This window comes from Trinickia soli, assembly GCF_002879855.1.
GTDB classification, from domain to species: Bacteria; Pseudomonadota; Gammaproteobacteria; order Burkholderiales; family Burkholderiaceae; genus Trinickia; species Trinickia soli.
On record NZ_PNYB01000009.1, the window covers coordinates 13,136 to 29,274 of the forward strand.

Below are 16,139 nucleotides of genomic sequence, written 5' to 3' on the forward strand. Positions count from 1 at the left end.
GTTCGTTAAGCGGCGACGACCTGTTTGGCCGCTTCCGGCAGCGATAGATAGAACGTGGTGCCCTCGCCCTCCGTCGACTCCGCCCACACGCGGCCGCCATGGCGCTCGACCATGCGGCGCACGAGCGCAAGCCCGATCCCTTCGCCCGCGGCAATGCTGCCGTGCAGCCGCTGGAAGGCGTTGAACAGTCGGGGCATGGCCCCGGCAGGGATGCCGAGCCCGTTGTCCTTCACGTAAAAGATCCGCAGCGTGCGCACACCGGGCGGCGCGGGCAGCGCGCCGATCTCGATGCGGCCCGGCCGGTCGGGGTCGAGGTAGTTGATGGCGTTGCCGATCAGATTGGCGAAAATCTGCTCGAGCGCCGTCGGATCGCCCCAGACAGGCGGAAGTTCCTCGACGACGATCTCGGCATGACAATCGCGAATGGAGGCCTGCATGGCATCGAGTACGTGGCGGACCACCGAGCCGACGTCGACTTCCTGGCGCCGGTATTCGACGCGCCCCACGCGCGAAAGACGCAGCAGCGAATCGATAATGTGGGCCGCACGCAAAACGGCACTTTGCAGAAAGCGCAACGCCTCGCCGATATCTTCGTCGATGACCCGTTCGATACGTTCGCGCTCGTTCGGCGCAAACGACGATGAGCGCACGGCCTCGCGCAGATCGTCGCACGCATGGGTGAGCTCCTTCGAGAAACCCTGCAGGTTCACGAGCGGCGCGCGCAGATCGTGCGAGACGCTGTAGATGAACATCTCGTTTTCCTGCGTCTGCTGATGCAACGTCTCGTTCGTACGCGTGAGCTCGTCGGCGCGGCGCGCCAAGTCGCTCTGAAACCGCGCTTGCAACCGTTCCGACTCGAGCAGGCGCCGGCTCGTATCGTGCAGGATCTCGTCGAGCTGCGCGATCTCGTCGTTGCCCGACGACGGCGGACCGAGCGGCGAGCTCTCGGCCAAACGTTCGGCATTGTCCGACAAGCGCGCGAGCCGCCCGCGCAAGCCGCGCGTGAACAGGAACACGGCGAGCGCCGTCATCACGATCGAGCCGACGACGACGGCCGCCGTCAATTGCTGCTGCTGAGCGAGCGCATCGGCCGCCTGCACCGAGCGCACGGCGTCCATGCGCAGCTCCTCGTTCTGGAACGCGGCGAGCTGGGCGCGGAAGCGATCGACGACGTCGACGCTGGCCTGGCTGCGGAAACGTTCGAGCACGTCCTCGCGCCGGCCCGTGCGCAGCAAGTCCTGCACGCGATCCGACCACTGCCGATAGGCCTGGATCGTCTGGCGGATCTGCGCCGCGCGTTCGACCTGGACCGGATCGTCGGCGACGAGATCGACGAGGCGGTCGATGCGGCGATCGAGATCGATCCACAGCGTCACGGGTGTGGTCGACGAACGCTCGTTCTTCAGCACGGCGCCGCGCATGCGCACCGATTCGATCAGCACGGGCTCCAGGATGGCGCTCGTCTGCCGCAATACGTCCTTGCTATGCAACGACCATTGCTCCGCCTGCTCGGCGTCGTTTTGCGCTTTCATGAGCCCTGAAAGCAACGCGACCTCGACCAGCGTCGGAATAGCGATCAGCAACAGCCCTTTGGTTGTCAGTCTCATGCGCGGTCAAAGCGAATCGGAGGCCCGGCCGGTCGAGCGCCGGCGATTGACGCATTATGTCGACCTTTTAAGAGAATGACAAAGAGCGCGTCAGTTCTTCAATCGGTAACCGGTTTTGAATATCCATGCCACGATGCCGGTAAAAATGGCAAGAAATACGGCTGTCATCGCCAGGCTGACGCCCACATGCACATCGGCGATGCCATAAAAGCTCCATCTGAATCCGCTGATCAGATAGACGACCGGGTTCGCCAGCGCGATCGTGCGCCAGACCGGCGGCAAAATGCCGATCGAATAAAAGCTTCCGCCCAGGAATGTCAGCGGCGTCACAATCAGGAGCGGGACCACTTGCAGTTTCTCGAAGCCGTCGGCCCAGATTCCGATCACGAATCCGAACAGGCTGAACGTGACCGAGGTCAGGACGAGAAAAACGATCATCCAGAACGGATGTTCGATACGCAGCGGGACGAAAAATGCCGCCGTCGCCAGGATGATCAGCCCAAGCACGATCGACTTCGTTGCGGCCGCGCCGACGAAGCTCACGACGAGCTCGAAGTATGAAACGGGCGCGGCCAACAGTTCGTAGATCGTGCCCGTGAATTTCGGGAAGTAAATGGCGAACGACGCGTTGCTGATGCTCTGCGTCAGCAGCGAGAGCATGACGAGCCCCGGCACGATGAACGCGCCGTAGCTGATCCCGTCGATCTCGCGGATGCGCGAGCCGATCGCCGCGCCGAACACGACGAAGTAAAGCGAAGTCGAAATAACGGGCGAGATCACGCTTTGCATCAAGGTGCGCCAGGTGCGCGCCATTTCGAAACGGTATATCGCGCGCATCGCGTGATAGTTCATGAGCGCTCCTCGTTCTTGACCAGGTCGACGAAAATGTCTTCGAGCGAACTCTGTGTCGTCTGCAGATCCTTGAACCGCACCTGAGCCGCGCCCAGATCGTTGAGCAGCGTGACGATGCCGGCGCGCTCCGATTGCGTGTCGTCGTAGGTGTACGTAAGCGCGCCGCCGTCGGCCGACAAGTCGAGCCGATAGCCGGCCAGCTCGGGCGGCACCTGCGCGAGCGGCGCTTCCAATTGCAACGTCAACTGCTTTTTGCCGAGCTTGCGCAACAGCTGGGTCTTTTCCTCGACCAGCACGATTTCACCGCGGTTGATGATGCCGATGCGGTCGGCCATCTCTTCGGCTTCGTCGATGTAATGCGTCGTGAGGATGATCGTGACGCCCGTCTCTTTCAGCGTACGCATGAGCTGCCACATGTCCCGCCGCAGCTCGACGTCCACGCCGGCCGTCGGTTCGTCGAGAAACAGCACGGCCGGTTCGTGCGCGAGCGCCTTGGCGATCAGCACGCGCCGCTTCATGCCGCCCGACAGCGTCATGATCGCGTTGTTGCGCTTGTCCCACAGCGATAGCGCGCGCAGCACCTTCTCGAGGTGGGCCGGGTCGGGCGACTTGCCGAACAGCCCGCGGCTGAACGAGACAGTCGCCCATACCGTCTCGAACGCGTTGGTCGTCAACTCTTGCGGCACGAGACCGATCATCGCCCGTGCCCGGCGGTAGTCCTTGATGATGTCGTGGCCGTCGACGAGGATCTGGCCTTCGCTCGGATTGACGATGCCGCAAACGGTGCCGATGAGCGTCGTCTTGCCCGCGCCGTTGGGACCGAGCAAGGCGAAGATTTCGCCGCGGCGGATCTCGAGATTGACGCCCCTGAGCGCCTGGAAGCCCGACGCGTAGACCTTCGAGAGGTTCGAGATGGTGAGAATCGTTTGCATGGAACTCCGCGAAAGGGAATCGCAGTGGTCGCCCGAGCACCGGCTCGAGCAGAGAGCGACGATAGCAGAAGCGTGCCGCGGCTGCCGGGAACCCATGCGCCATGCATTCGAGCGGGAACCCCGCGCGCGGCCAGCAGCCAAACAGTGATCGCCGCGACCCGTGCGCCATGCCGAACGCGCGAAAAAAAAGGCGCCACGTTGCCGTGGCGCCTTAAAGAAGTTCTAGCCATTCCGAGGGCCGTGCTAGAACCTGAGAGACGGTATTTCGAACCTGAGATCTCTGCCGTGGCAAGCCGCCGGCCCGATCTGGCATCGCTTGGGACGCCTCGTTTCGAAATCAGATTCCATTCTTTCCCTTTCGGCTGACGAAGTCAAGATAATTTTTTCCGAAAAGGTAACAGGAAGCCCGAAAACGGAAACGATTTCACACTCTGAAAACGGCAAATATTACCTAATGCTGAGTTGATAGGCTTGGCGTAGACTCAGTGATAACCTCAGACTTGAAATCCAATTTCAAAAAACTGTCACGAGCCCACTGTGTCGACACCTTCCGACCCATCCGCCCGAGCCAAAGCCGACAAGGCCAAGGAAGGCTCCAGCGACGAGATCATCGCCCTCTCCCGCGGTCTGACGCTGTTGCGGCGCGTCGCATCCGCCGACGCGCCGATCAGCAACCGCGAGTTGGCCGAATTGACGGGCATCCCCAAGCCGACCGTCTCGCGCATCACGGCCACGCTCGTGAGCGCCGGCTTTCTCTTTCAGTTACCCGACAGCGAACGATTCGTGCTGACGGCCTCGGTGTTGGAATTGAGCAACGGCTTCTTGCGCAACTTCGACATTCGCGCGCGCGCCCGGCCGTTCCTGATCGATCTGGCCGAACGAACGTCGCTGTCTGTTCACCTGGGCGCCCGCGACCGGCTCGATATGGTCGTCATCGACGCCATTCGCCCGCGTTCGGCCGTCCTCGTGTCGAGGCTCGAAGTCGGCTCGCGGATGGACCTGACGAGGACGGCCGTCGGCCGCGCCTACCTGGCGGCACTGGCCGAGCCCGAGCGCCGGGCGCTGATGGCCGGGCTGCAAGCGGCATTGGGCGACGACTGGCCGCATATCCACGCACGCCTCGCCGCTTCGCTCGAGGAAACGCGGGCGCTCGGCTTCGCCATCGCCACGGGCGAGTGGTATGCGGATCTGAACGCGATCGCGGCGGGCTTCGTCGGCCCGTCGGGCGAACGCTATGCGATCAACTGCGGGGGCGCGGCTCACCTCTGCCCCCGCGAATGGCTCATCGAGCATGCCGCACCGGCCTTGACCGAGTGCGTCGAGCATATCGTCCGCGAAATCGGCGGGGCGCCGCACCAACGGCTGCGCGACTGACCGATGGCGGCCCGCCATCGCCGCGCCGGTCTGTAACGCCCGTAAGAAACCGAAAGATCCGGGGCTGGACTGGCCGCGACGGCGGGACGTAGCATCTTGCATCGGTGGGCTGTCCCAGCCGGCCCTTTTTTCGTCGGCCTCGTTGCGCCGCACGGAACGCCCACCGACCATGCCTGCCCTCGCGCTGCCCACGCCGTCAGCTCGCACGCTCCGCCGTTTTGCACTCCGCTTGAATACATCCGATGGCCGAACAAGAAAACCGCTCATCCTCGAACGAAACCGCTCCGCGCACCGAGCCGCCCGCCGCTGATGCCAACGCGTCCGCGCTACGGCGTGCGCGGACGCGGCGCCGCGTCGTCACGGCCGTCGTCCTGGTCGCGCTCGCCCTCGCCCTGGTGCTTTGGCTGCGGCACCGGAGCCAGACCGGCCCGAGCGGCCCGGGCTCGGCTGCAACGGCGCGCCAGGGCGGATCGGGCCGTCGCGGCGCCCTCGCGGGCGCACCGCAGCCGGTTCATGTCGCCAGCGCGGCGACGGGCGAGATGCCGATCGTGTTGACGGCGCTCGGCACCGTGACGCCGCTCGCCACCGTCACCGTCAAAACGCAGCTTTCGGGCACGCTTCAGAGCATCGCGTTCCGAGAGGGCCAACTCGTCAAAGCCGGCGACGTCCTCGCGCAAATCGATCCGCGGCCCTATCAGATCTCGCTCGAAAACGCCGAAGGCGCCCTGGCCAAAGACAGCGCGCTGCTGCAAACGGCGCGGCTGGATTTGAAGCGCTACCAAGCCCTGCTGGCGCAGGACTCGATTGCGCGGCAACAAGTCGACACGCAAGCCTCGCTCGTCAGGCAGTACGAAGGCCAGGTGCAGTCGGACCACGCGACCATCGACACCTACAAGCTCGACCTCACCTACGCACGTATCACGGCGCCCGTGTCGGGCCGCGTCGGCTTGCGTCAGGTCGATCCCGGCAACTACGTGACGCCGTCGGATGCGAACGGCATCGTCGTCATCACGCAACTGCAGCCGATCAGCGTCGTCTTCACGACATCCGAAGACAACCTTCCCGCGATTCTCACGCGCATGCGCGCAGGTGCAAAGCTCTCGACCACGGCCTACGACCGCAACAACACGGTCTCGCTCGAAGCGGGCTACCTTGAAACCGTCGACAATCAGATCGATACGGCGACGGGGACCGTCAAATTGCGCGCGCTGTTTCCGAACACGGAGCAGATGCTGTTTCCGAACCAATTCGTCAACGCGCGGTTGTTGATCGACACGCTCCACCAGGCCGTCATCGTGCCGAGCTCGGCCGTGCTGAACGGCGCCAATGGCCCGTTCGTCTACGTCGTCAAGCCAGACAGCACGGTCACGGTGCGCCCCGTCAAGGTCGGGCCGATCGACGGGGAGCGCACCAGTATCGCGTCGGGGCTGGCAGCGGGCGAACGCGTCGTGATCGACGGTTCCGATCGTCTGCGCGAGGGCGTGAAAATCACCGTCGCGCCCGATGCCGCGAGCGTCGTGCGCGGCGCATCGGGCGCACGCGGGCATGGCGCGGCCGGGGCGTCGGGCGCCTCCGCCGCATCGGCTCACCGTCACCGTCCCGCCTCCGCCGGCAGCGACGGCGCGCAATAACGACGGCCCCGGCCCCGCACCCGCATGAATCCGTCCCGCGCCTTTATCCTGCGCCCCGTCGGCACGGCCCTGCTGATGGCCGCGATCATGCTCGTCGGCCTGGTCGCGTTGCGCTTTTTGCCGATCTCCGCGCTGCCCGAGGTCGACTACCCGACGATCCAGGTCCAAACGTTCTACCCGGGTGCGAGCCCCGAAGTCATGACCTCGTCGGTCACGGCGCCGCTCGAGCGGCAGTTCGGCCAGATGCCTTCGTTGAACCAGATGTCGTCGCAAAGCTCGGCCGGCGCTTCGGTCATCACGTTGCAGTTCAGTCTCGATCTGCCGCTCGACATCGCCGAGCAGGAAGTGCAGGCCGCGATCAACGCAGCGGGGAACCTGCTGCCCGCCGACCTCCCCGCGCCGCCGATCTATGCGAAGGTCAATCCGGCCGATGCGCCGATCCTCACGCTCGCCATCACGTCGAAAACCACGCCGCTGACCGACATCGAGGACCTCGCCGACACGCGGCTCGCCGAAAAGATCTCGCAAGTGGCGGGCGTCGGTCTCGTCAGCATCAGCGGCGGCCAGCGGCCCGCGGTGCGGATTCAGGCGAATCCGCTCGCGCTGGCTTCGTACGGGCTCAATCTCGACGATCTGCGCTCCACCGTCGCGAACCTGAACGTGAACACGCCGAAGGGCAACTTCGACGGCCCCACGCGCAACTTCACGATCAACGCCAACGACCAGCTGACCGACGCCCGCGCCTACAACGACGCCGTCGTCGCCTACAAGAACGGCCGCCCCGTCATGTTGACCGACGTCGCGAAGATCGTCGACGGCGCGCAGAACACGAAGCTCGGCGCATGGGTCGGCACGGGCGGCGCCGTCACGCCGGCGGTCCTGGTCAACATTCAACGCCAGCCCGGCGCGAACGTGATCCAGGTCGTCGACAGCGTGAAGGCGCTGTTGCCGCAACTGCAAGCCTCGCTGCCCGCCTCGATCGACGTGTCCGTCATCACGGATCGCACGACGACGATCCGCGCCTCGGTGCGCGACGTGCAGTTCGAACTGGGCATGTCGGTCGTGCTCGTCGTGCTCGTGATGTATCTGTTCCTCGCCAACATCTATGCGACCGTTATCCCGAGCCTGTCGGTCCCGCTCTCGCTGATCGGGACGCTGGCCGTGATGTATCTGTGCGGCTTCTCGCTCGACAACCTTTCGCTGATGGCGCTGACGATCGCAACGGGCTTCGTCGTCGACGACGCCATCGTCATGATCGAAAACATCGCGCGCTACGTCGAAGAAGGCGACACGGCGCTCGAAGCCGCGCTCAAAGGCTCGAAGCAGATCGGCTTCACGATCATCTCGCTGACGGTATCGCTGATCGCCGTGCTGATTCCGCTGCTCTTCATGGGCGACGTCGTCGGCCGGCTGTTTCATGAGTTCGCGATTACGCTCGCGGTCACGATCGTGATTTCGGCGATCGTCTCGCTCACGCTCGTGCCGATGATGTGCGCGAAGCTGCTCAAGCACACGCCGCCGCCCGAGAGCCATCGCTTCGAAGCGAAGGCCCACGCCGTGATCGACGCCGTCATCGCACGGTACGCCGTGGCGCTGCGCTGGGTGCTCGCGCGCGAGCGCGCGACGCTGGTCGTCGCCGTGTTGACGCTCGTGCTCACGGCCCTGCTTTACGTGCTGATCCCGAAGGGCTTCTTCCCCGTGCAGGACACGGGTGTGATTCAGGCGATCACGCAGGCGCCGCAGTCGATCTCGTACCGCGCGATGGCCGAGCGCCAGACAGCGCTCGCCGATGCGATCCTCAAAGATCCGAACGTCGAAAGCCTGACCTCGTTCATCGGCGTCGACGGCACGAACATCACGCTCAACAGCGGCCGCATGCTGATCAACCTGAAGCCGCACAGCGATCGTTCCGAAAGCGCGACGGAAATCATTCGCGACCTCGAAAACGAAACGGCGAAGGTCGCCGGCATTTCGCTGTATTTGCAGCCGGTGCAGGATCTGACGATCAATTCGACCGTCAGCGCCACGCAATATCAGTTCATGCTGACCGACCCGAACCCCGACGAATTCTCGACCTGGGTGCCCAGGCTCGTCGATCGCCTCAAGCAAGCCCCTGAACTCGCCGATGTCGCGACGGATCTGCAGGAAAGCGGCTCATCGGTTTTCGTGGAAATCGATCGGGCGACGGCCGCGCGCTTCGGCATCACGCCCGCCACCGTCGACAACGCCCTCTACGATGCATTCGGTCAACGCATCATCTCGACGATCTTCACGCAGTCGAACCAATATCGCGTGATTCTCGAAGCCGATCCGGGCATGCAGCACTACACCGATGCACTCAAGTCGATCTATCTGCCTTCGTCGCAAGGCACGGGGCAGCAAGTGCCGTTGAGCTCGATAGCGAAGTTCACCGAGCGCCCCGCCCCGCTGCTCGTCTCGCACCTCGGGCAGTTCCCGGCCACGACGGTCTCGTTCAATCTCGCGCCGGGCGCATCGCTCGGTGCGGCGGTGAAGGCGATCGAGCAAGCGCAGCGCGAGGTCGGTCTGCCCGCTTCGTTCCAGACGCGCTTCCAAGGCGCGGCGCTCGCATTCCAGGCGTCGCTCGCGAACGAGCTGTTCCTGATACTTGCGGCCATCGTGACGATGTATATCGTGCTGGGCGTGCTTTATGAAAGCTTCATCCATCCGATCACGATTCTGTCGACGCTGCCGTCGGCCGGCGTCGGCGCGCTGCTCGCACTGATGCTGTCGGGACACGACCTCGACATCATCGGCATCATCGGTATCGTGCTGTTGATCGGCATCGTGAAGAAGAACGCCATCATGATGATCGACTTCGCATTGGAGGCCGAGCGCGAGCAAGGCAAGAGCGCGCGCGATGCAATCTATCAGGCCTGCTTGCTGCGCTTTCGTCCCATCCTGATGACGACGCTGGCGGCCTTGCTCGGCGCCTTGCCGCTGATGCTCGGGACCGGCGTGGGATCGGAGTTGCGCCATCCGCTCGGCATTGCGATTGCCGGCGGGCTCGTGGTGAGCCAGATGCTGACGCTGTTCACCACGCCCGTGATCTACCTCGGCTTCGATTCGCTGGCGCGCCGTATCCGAACCCGGTTCGGGCACGGCCGCGCCGAAGCCGGCGACGCAGGGGCCTAACGATGGAACATTGCCTGGGCAGATCCTCGTTCGCGCCCCGCGCGCAGGCCTCATGAACCTCTCGCGACCGTTCATCGCCCGCCCCGTCGCGACCACGCTGCTCGCGATCGGGGTCGCGCTCGCCGGTATCTTCGCGTTCGCGAAGCTGCCCGTCGCGCCGCTGCCGCAGGTCGATTTCCCGACCATTTCCGTGCAGGCGCAACTGCCAGGCGCCAGCCCCGAGACGGTCGCGACCAGCGTGGCCAGCCCGCTCGAGCGCCATCTCGGGCAGATCGCCGATGTCACGGAAATGACGTCGATGAGCGGTGTCGGCCAAACGCGCATCACACTGCAGTTCGGCCTGAACCGCGACATCGACGGCGCCGCACGCGATGTCCAGGCCGCGATCAACGCCGCCCGCGCCGATCTGCCGACGAGCTTGCGCAGCAATCCGACGTACCACAAGGTCAATCCGGCCGACGCCCCGATTCTCGTGCTTTCGCTGACGTCCAAGACGATGCGGCCGGGTCAGCTCTACGATGCGGCGTCAACCGTCCTGCAGCAGGCACTCTCGCAGGTCGACGGTATCGGTGAAGTCGATGTGAGCGGCTCGGCGAATCCGGCCGTGCGCGTCGAGCTCGAACCGCAAGCGCTGTTCCATTACGGGATCGGACTGGAGGATGTGCGCGCGGCGCTCGCGGCCGCCAATGCGAACAGCCCGAAGGGCTCGATCGAGTTCGGCGAACGGCGCTTTCAGATCTACACGAACGACCAGGCCAAGGCGGCGGCGCAGTACAAGGATCTCGTCATCGCCTATCGCAACGGCGCTGCGGTCAGGCTATCGGACGTGGCTCAGGTCGAGGATTCCGTCGAAGACCTGCGCAACCTCGGTCTGATGAACGGGCAACGTTCGGTCCTCGTCATCTTGTACCGGCAGCCCGGTGCGAACATCGTCGCAACGATCGATCGCGTGCTCGCGATGCTGCCGCAACTGCAGGCCTCGGTGCCGGCTGCGATCGACGTCACGCCGGTGGCCGATCGCTCGACGACGATCCGCGCGTCGCTGAGAGACACCGAGCGCACGCTGATCGTCGCGGTACTGCTTGTCGTCACCGTCGTGTTCCTGTTTTTGCGCAATTGGCGCGCGACGCTGATTCCGAGCGTCGCCGTGCCGATCTCGATCATCGGCACCTTCGCGGCGATGTACCTGCTGCACTATTCGATCGACAACCTTTCCTTGATGGCGCTGATCGTGGCGACGGGGTTCGTCGTCGACGATGCGATCGTCGTGCTCGAAAACATCACGCGTCATATCGAAGAAGGCGTGCCGCGCATGCGCGCCGCCTATCTGGGCGCCCGCGAAGTCGGCTTCACCGTCACCTCGATCAGCATCTCGCTCGTGGCCGTGTTTCTGCCGATCCTGCTGATGGGCGGCATCGTCGGCCGGCTCTTTCGCGAGTTTGCCGTCACGCTCTCGCTCGCGATCGCCGTGTCGCTCGCCGTCTCGCTGACGGTCACGCCCATGATGTGCTCGCGCCTGCTCGCCGACAGCACGCACAAACCGAAGCAGGAAGGGCCGTTCGCACAACGGCTCGAGCGCGCGTTCGCCCGCCTGCAGGCCGGGTACGGTCGCACGCTCGGCTGGGCGCTCGCGCACCCGCTGCTGATTCTGCTGACCCTTATCGCGACGATCGCATTGAACGGCTATCTCTACGTCGTCGTACCGAAGGGCTTTTTCCCGCAGCAAGACACGGGGCGTCTCGTCGGAGGAATTCAGGCCGATCAGGCCACGTCGTTCCAGGCGATGAAGGTCAAATTCTCGGAGATGATGTCGATCGTGCAGCGCAATCCGAGCGTACGCAACGTCATCGGCTTCACGGGCGGGCGTCAAACCAATTCCGGCTTCATGTTCGTCACGCTCAAGCCCAAGACCGAACGCAAGGCGTCGGCCGACCAGGTCATCGCGCAGTTGCGCGGGCCGTTGTCGCACGTCGCCGGTGCACAAACCTTTCTGCAGGCGGTGCAGGACATCCGCATGGGCGGACGCGCGTCGAACGCGCAGTATCAATACACACTGCTCGGCGATTCGAGTGCCGAAGTCTACAAGTGGGCGCCGCTGCTGGCCGAGGCGCTCAAGCGGCGTCCCGAGCTGGCGGATGTCAACTCCGATCAGCAGCAAGGCGGCCTCGAATCGTACGTGACGATCGATCGCCAAAGCGCCGCGCGCCTGAAGATCACGCCGTCGCAGATCGACAACACGCTCTACGATGCGTTCGGCCAACGGCAGGTATCGACGATCTTCAACCCGCTCAATCAGTACCACGTCATCATGGAGGTCGCGCCGCGCTACTGGCAGGACCCCTCGATGCTCAATCAGATTTACGTGAGCACGTCCGGCGGCAGCGCGGGCGGCACGAAATCGACGAATGCGGTGGCCGGCACTTACTCCGCCGCGCCGGGCAACGGCGCCGGCGGCGCGACCGGTTCCAGCGCCGCGGCGATCGCCACCGATGCCGCGCGCAATCTCGCGACGAACTCGATCGCGCAAACGGGCAAATCGAGTGCGTCGACCGGTGCGGCCGTGTCGACGTCGAAGGAGACGATGGTGCCGCTATCGGCGATCGCCTCGTTCGGTCCCGGCAGCACACCGATCGCCGTCAATCACCAGGGCCCGTTCGTCGCCTCGACGATTTCGTTCAATCTGCCCGTCGGCAAATCGTTGTCGGATGCGACACGCGCGATCAACGAGACGGCCGCCGAAATCGGCATGCCGGCAACCGTTCATGGCAGTTTTTCGGGCACGGCGCAGGCCTTTCAGCAGTCGAATCGCGACATGCCGCTGTTGATCCTGGCGGCCCTCGCAGCGGTATATATCGTGCTCGGCATGCTCTACGAGAGCTACATTCATCCGATCACGATCCTGTCGACGTTGCCTTCGGCCGGCGTCGGGGCGCTGCTCGCGTTGCTGCTGTTTCGTTCGGAGTTCAGCATCATCGCCCTGATCGGGGTCATTCTGCTGATCGGCATCGTCAAAAAGAACGCGATCATGATGGTCGATTTTGCAATCGAGGCGTCGCGGCAGGGGATGTCCTCGTTGGAGGCAATTCGCCGCGCCTGCCTGCTGCGCTTCCGCCCTATCATGATGACGACCTGCGCGGCCATGCTCGGCGCGTTGCCGCTCGCGTTCGGACACGGCGAAGGCGCCGAGTTGCGCTCGCCGCTCGGTATCTCCATCGTCGGCGGCCTCTTGGTCAGTCAGGTTCTGACGCTTTATACGACGCCCGTGGTCTACCTCTACATGGACCGGCTGCGCGTCTGGCGCGAACGGCGGCGCGCCGGTCATAGTGCGACGCAGCAGGGCGCCGGGTAAGCCGCCGAAACCTGCCGAAACAATTTTGACGGGGCTCGATATGGCGTTCGGATCGGCGATCGCCTAGCCTTGAAAGAGTCCCGCCGCCACGGGGGCGGCGACGAACCCCGGAAAGGAGCTCATCGTGCGACGGCTCAATGCTGCTTCCCTCGCACTCGCTTGCGCTTGCGCCCTCGGTGCAAGCGGTGCCGCTCAGGCGGCGCACTGGCGCGTCGGCGTTTATATGGGCGGACCCGCCTACCCGTATTACTACGGCCCCGTTGTCCCGGCGCCCTACTACTACGCGCCCTATCCGCCGCCGGTGATCATCGCGCCTGACGCGCCCGAGACGACTTACATCGAGCGCTCGCAGGAAGCCGACGATCAGCAGGATGGCCAGGCCGGCACACAGCCCCCGCAAGGCAGCTGGTGGTACTGCGACAAGACCAGGACTTATTACCCGTACGTCAAACAATGCGCGAGCGGCTGGCGCGAAGTGCCAGCCACCCCGCCCGCCCCTCGCCGGTGACGAACATGAACGCTTCTTCGCTCCAGCGCGCCAGGCGGCGCGCGATATGGCTGCCGCTCGCAGCGATTCTCGGCCTTGGCGCCTGCACGGTAATGCCGACCGGCCCCAGCGTCATGGCGCTGCCCGGCACAGGCAAAAGCTTCGATCAATTTCGTGTAGACGACTCCAACTGTCGTCAATATGCGCTGGGCCAGGTGGGCGGCGTGAGCGCCAGCCAAGGGGCGACCGCGGCCGGTGTGGGCAGCGCCGCGCTCGGTACGGCGGTGGGCGCAGCGGCCGGTGCGGCGTTCGGCGGCGGACGAGGTGCGGCGGTTGGCGCGGGTGCGGGGTTGCTGACCGGCAGCGCGATCGGCATGGGCACCGCCCAAGGCTCGGGCTACGACATCCAACGCCGCTACGACTACGCGTACCTGCAGTGCATGTATGCGGCGGGCGAGCGCGTGCCCATGCCGGCCGGCACCATCGAAGACCGGCCACGACGGTATTACACGCCGCCGCCTCCGCCGCCGCACGGTTATTGAGGCACGTTGCGCTACTGCGGCCGATGCTGCTTGTCCCAGTCCTTGACGGCGTTCAGCGTATTTCGAACGTGCGCGTCGGGCGACAGGCTCGTGTATTCGTAGATGATGGTGCTGTCCGGTGCGATCACATAGGACACGCGATTGGCCATCGTTTTGATGAGCGGCATTGCCGCGTCATACGCATCGATAATGTGCCGCTGGGGGTCGGCGGCGACGGGGAATTTGCTGCGGCACTCGCTGACTGAGAATTTCTTGAGCGTATCGATGTCGTCGTGCGAGACGCCAATCACCGTCGCGCCGTAGTGCTTGTATTGATCAACGGCGTCGGCAAACTCGTGCGCTTCGATCGTGCAGCCTTTCGTAAACGCAGCGGGATAGAAATAGACGACGACTGGGCCTTTCTTCAACGCGTCGGCGAGCGAATAGGAATAGGTTTTACCGCCGAGCGAAGCCTCGGTCGTGAAATCGGGCGCCTTGTCGCCCACCTTCAGAACGGCCGACGCATCGAACGAAACAGCGGACAGTGCCGTGCATAAAGCTGCCGCGAGCGCGATGCGGCGCGTACTTCGTGTCATGGGTCTCTCCTCGGAACGCGGGCGCGCCGGGTCTCGTCCGCTCGGTCAATGACGCTGCGGGACACTGCGGGGACCCTGCGCGCAAGGGCTTCTATTGAACCACGACCGCGCAATCGGCGCTCGCGATCACGCTGGGTCGTGCGCGCGCCCCCAGGTCGCGGCTTCGAGATTGATTTCAGCCACCGCTGCGGGCGTGAGAGCCTCCAGCTCGGGATGGGCGTGGCGCGCTGCGCGCGCGGCCTCATCGGCTACGCCGGCCTCGGCCGCTTCCGCGATCGCCAGGATCGCCCCGAGCAAGCCGACGCGATGCACGATCGCATCGCCGATCTCCGCAACGAGGCCAACCTGCACCAGCGCTTCTCCGGGGACTGCATCGCCAAGCAGCACATGGACGAGCGAAAACACGCCGGTCATGAAAGCGGCATCGACGAACCGCTCGTCAGTAGGCCGCACACGGCTTGCCGCGAGTTCCATGAAGCGTGAGCGCGCACCGGCCAGCTGTGCGAGCGGGTCCCGGCGCCAGGACAAATCGCCGCTCGAGGCATACAGCAGCAATTGCGCCCACCGGGCGATCTGCCGCGTGCCGGCGGCGAGGATCGCCTCGCGTACGGACGCGATACGCCGCCCGAAGCCAAAGGCGCTCGAATTGGCGAGCTGCAACAGCTGCATGACAACGGCAGGGCTGCGCTTGAGCTCGGTCTCGAGCTCGATCAGCGGCGCTTCGGATGCAATCAGGGCGAGCATGCGTAGCAGTGACTCTCGCGACGGATCGCCGCGCCGAACGGAAAGCACCTGCGGACGCGCGAAGAAATACCCCTGAAACAAGTCGAAGCCAAGGCCGTGCGCGAGCGCATAGTCGTCCTGCGTTTCGATCTTCTCCGCCACGAGCGTCCTGCCGTGTTCTTGCACGGCCGCCGCGAGCGTCGGCAGCCGCTCCCGGTCCACGTGCAGGAAATCGATCTTGACGATGTCGATGTGCGGCAGCAGCGCCACGAGCTCGTCCGACAGCTCGCAGATGTCGTCGAGCGCGATCCGAAACCCCGCGCGGCGCAGCTTGTCGATGCGCTCGAGCAGCAACGCATCGACCGTCACCGTTTCGAGCACTTCGAGCACGAAGCGCTCGGGCGGCAGCAGCATGACCATGTCGTCGAGCAACATCTCGCGACAGACATTGACGTAGCCGCGACGCGTTCCGAGCGTCGCCGCCACGCCGATGCTGCACATCGCGTTGGCTACAACGCGGGCCGTGGCGCGTGCGTCGTGATCGATCAGAGCGCGGTTGGCATTGCTGCCGCGAAACAACAACTCATAAGCCTCGAGTGCGCCGTCCCGGGTCAGGATCGGCTGACGTCCGAGATAGAGGCATTCGACTTCGCAGGCGGCGCGCGCCTCGCAAAACGGCGACGCATGAGTCCGTACGGTTGCAGATTCGGCCATGGATCACCTGGTTCAGCTTCGGTCAAGCAGTGGCGGCCATTGTCCACAAAAAGCGTCGCCCGCGCTGCTCGGGCCAATCCCGAGGTAAATTCCGCATAATTTCGCAGGGTCGCCCCTAAAGAATCGTCGTAGCCTGCCGATATAAAACCGTGATGGGAGGTCTGGCGGCGACGGAACGTAGCGCAATCGGGACACTCCGC

11 protein-coding genes are annotated in these 16,139 nt (G+C 64.6%); 6 read left to right on the top strand and 5 right to left on the bottom strand.

All coding sequences use genetic code 11. The annotated features are described in order from the left end of the window. Positions 1-5: 5 nt before the first annotated feature. The 3 genes from C0Z19_RS12275 to C0Z19_RS12285 form a co-directional block, all read right to left on the bottom strand. On the bottom strand, positions 6-1,607 hold the full coding sequence (locus tag C0Z19_RS12275; protein ID WP_102610114.1) for a sensor histidine kinase: 1,602 nt from the start codon (positions 1,605-1,607) through the stop codon (positions 6-8). A 90-nt stretch (positions 1,608-1,697) separates the two neighbouring features. Further along, positions 1,698-2,459 carry an ABC transporter permease gene (locus tag C0Z19_RS12280; protein ID WP_102610115.1) on the bottom strand — a complete coding sequence of 254 codons (762 nt, stop codon included), beginning with the start codon at positions 2,457-2,459 and terminating at the stop codon, positions 1,698-1,700. Next, on the bottom strand, positions 2,456-3,391 hold the full coding sequence (locus tag C0Z19_RS12285) for an ABC transporter ATP-binding protein (protein WP_102610116.1): 936 nt from the start codon (positions 3,389-3,391) through the stop codon (positions 2,456-2,458). Before C0Z19_RS12285 ends, C0Z19_RS12280 begins: the two co-directional genes overlap by 4 nt. Before the next feature lie 537 nt (positions 3,392-3,928). On the opposite strand from C0Z19_RS12285, the gene C0Z19_RS12290 reads away from it, so the two are divergent. From C0Z19_RS12290 to C0Z19_RS12315, 6 genes are all read left to right on the top strand, one after another. Continuing rightward, a complete protein-coding gene (locus tag C0Z19_RS12290) occupies positions 3,929-4,765 on the top strand; it encodes an IclR family transcriptional regulator (RefSeq protein ID WP_102610117.1) in 837 nt (278 codons plus the stop codon). 242 nt (positions 4,766-5,007) lie between these two features. Then, complete coding sequence (locus tag C0Z19_RS12295) at positions 5,008-6,396, top strand: MdtA/MuxA family multidrug efflux RND transporter periplasmic adaptor subunit (protein ID WP_102610118.1); 1,389 nt, start codon at positions 5,008-5,010, stop codon at positions 6,394-6,396. 24 nt (positions 6,397-6,420) lie between these two features. Next, positions 6,421-9,549 carry an MdtB/MuxB family multidrug efflux RND transporter permease subunit gene (locus tag C0Z19_RS12300; protein WP_102610119.1) on the top strand — a complete coding sequence of 1,043 codons (3,129 nt, stop codon included), beginning with the start codon at positions 6,421-6,423 and terminating at the stop codon, positions 9,547-9,549. Positions 9,550-9,601: 52 nt separating this feature from the next. Next, entirely contained in the window at positions 9,602-12,898 is a 3,297-nt protein-coding gene (locus C0Z19_RS12305) for an efflux RND transporter permease subunit (RefSeq protein WP_102610120.1), read from the top strand. Between the two features lie 124 nt (positions 12,899-13,022). Further along, positions 13,023-13,406 (top strand): hypothetical protein, encoded by a 384-nt coding sequence (locus C0Z19_RS12310; RefSeq protein WP_102610121.1) that lies wholly within the window; start codon positions 13,023-13,025, stop codon positions 13,404-13,406. A gap of 5 nt (positions 13,407-13,411) precedes the next feature. Next, positions 13,412-13,927, top strand: a complete 516-nt coding sequence (locus tag C0Z19_RS12315; protein ID WP_102610286.1) for a hypothetical protein — start codon at positions 13,412-13,414, stop codon at positions 13,925-13,927. A gap of 11 nt (positions 13,928-13,938) precedes the next feature. Here the strand turns inward: C0Z19_RS12315 and C0Z19_RS12320 are convergent, their stop codons facing one another. After that, positions 13,939-14,502, bottom strand: a complete 564-nt coding sequence (locus tag C0Z19_RS12320; protein WP_102610122.1) for a peroxiredoxin — start codon at positions 14,500-14,502, stop codon at positions 13,939-13,941. Between the two features lie 126 nt (positions 14,503-14,628). Next, positions 14,629-15,939, bottom strand: a complete 1,311-nt coding sequence (locus C0Z19_RS12325; RefSeq protein WP_102610123.1) for an EAL and HDOD domain-containing protein — start codon at positions 15,937-15,939, stop codon at positions 14,629-14,631. Positions 15,940-16,139: the final 200 nt, after the last annotated feature.

Bases quoted from the DNA above. Each gene is read 5' to 3' on its own strand.
- C0Z19_RS12275 (WP_102610114.1), bottom strand. From the start codon at position 1,607: ATGAGACTGACAACCAAAGGGCTGTTGCTGATCGCTATTCCGACGCTG.
- C0Z19_RS12280 (WP_102610115.1), bottom strand. From the start codon at position 2,459: ATGAACTATCACGCGATGCGCGCGATATACCGTTTCGAAATGGCGCGC.
- C0Z19_RS12285 (WP_102610116.1), bottom strand. From the start codon at position 3,391: ATGCAAACGATTCTCACCATCTCGAACCTCTCGAAGGTCTACGCGTCG.
- C0Z19_RS12295 (WP_102610118.1), top strand. From the start codon at position 5,008: ATGGCCGAACAAGAAAACCGCTCATCCTCGAACGAAACCGCTCCGCGC.
- C0Z19_RS12300 (WP_102610119.1), top strand. From the start codon at position 6,421: ATGAATCCGTCCCGCGCCTTTATCCTGCGCCCCGTCGGCACGGCCCTG.
- C0Z19_RS12305 (WP_102610120.1), top strand. From the start codon at position 9,602: ATGAACCTCTCGCGACCGTTCATCGCCCGCCCCGTCGCGACCACGCTG.
- C0Z19_RS12315 (WP_102610286.1), top strand. From the start codon at position 13,412: ATGAACGCTTCTTCGCTCCAGCGCGCCAGGCGGCGCGCGATATGGCTG.
- C0Z19_RS12320 (WP_102610122.1), bottom strand. From the start codon at position 14,502: ATGACACGAAGTACGCGCCGCATCGCGCTCGCGGCAGCTTTATGCACG.
- C0Z19_RS12325 (WP_102610123.1), bottom strand. From the start codon at position 15,939: ATGGCCGAATCTGCAACCGTACGGACTCATGCGTCGCCGTTTTGCGAG.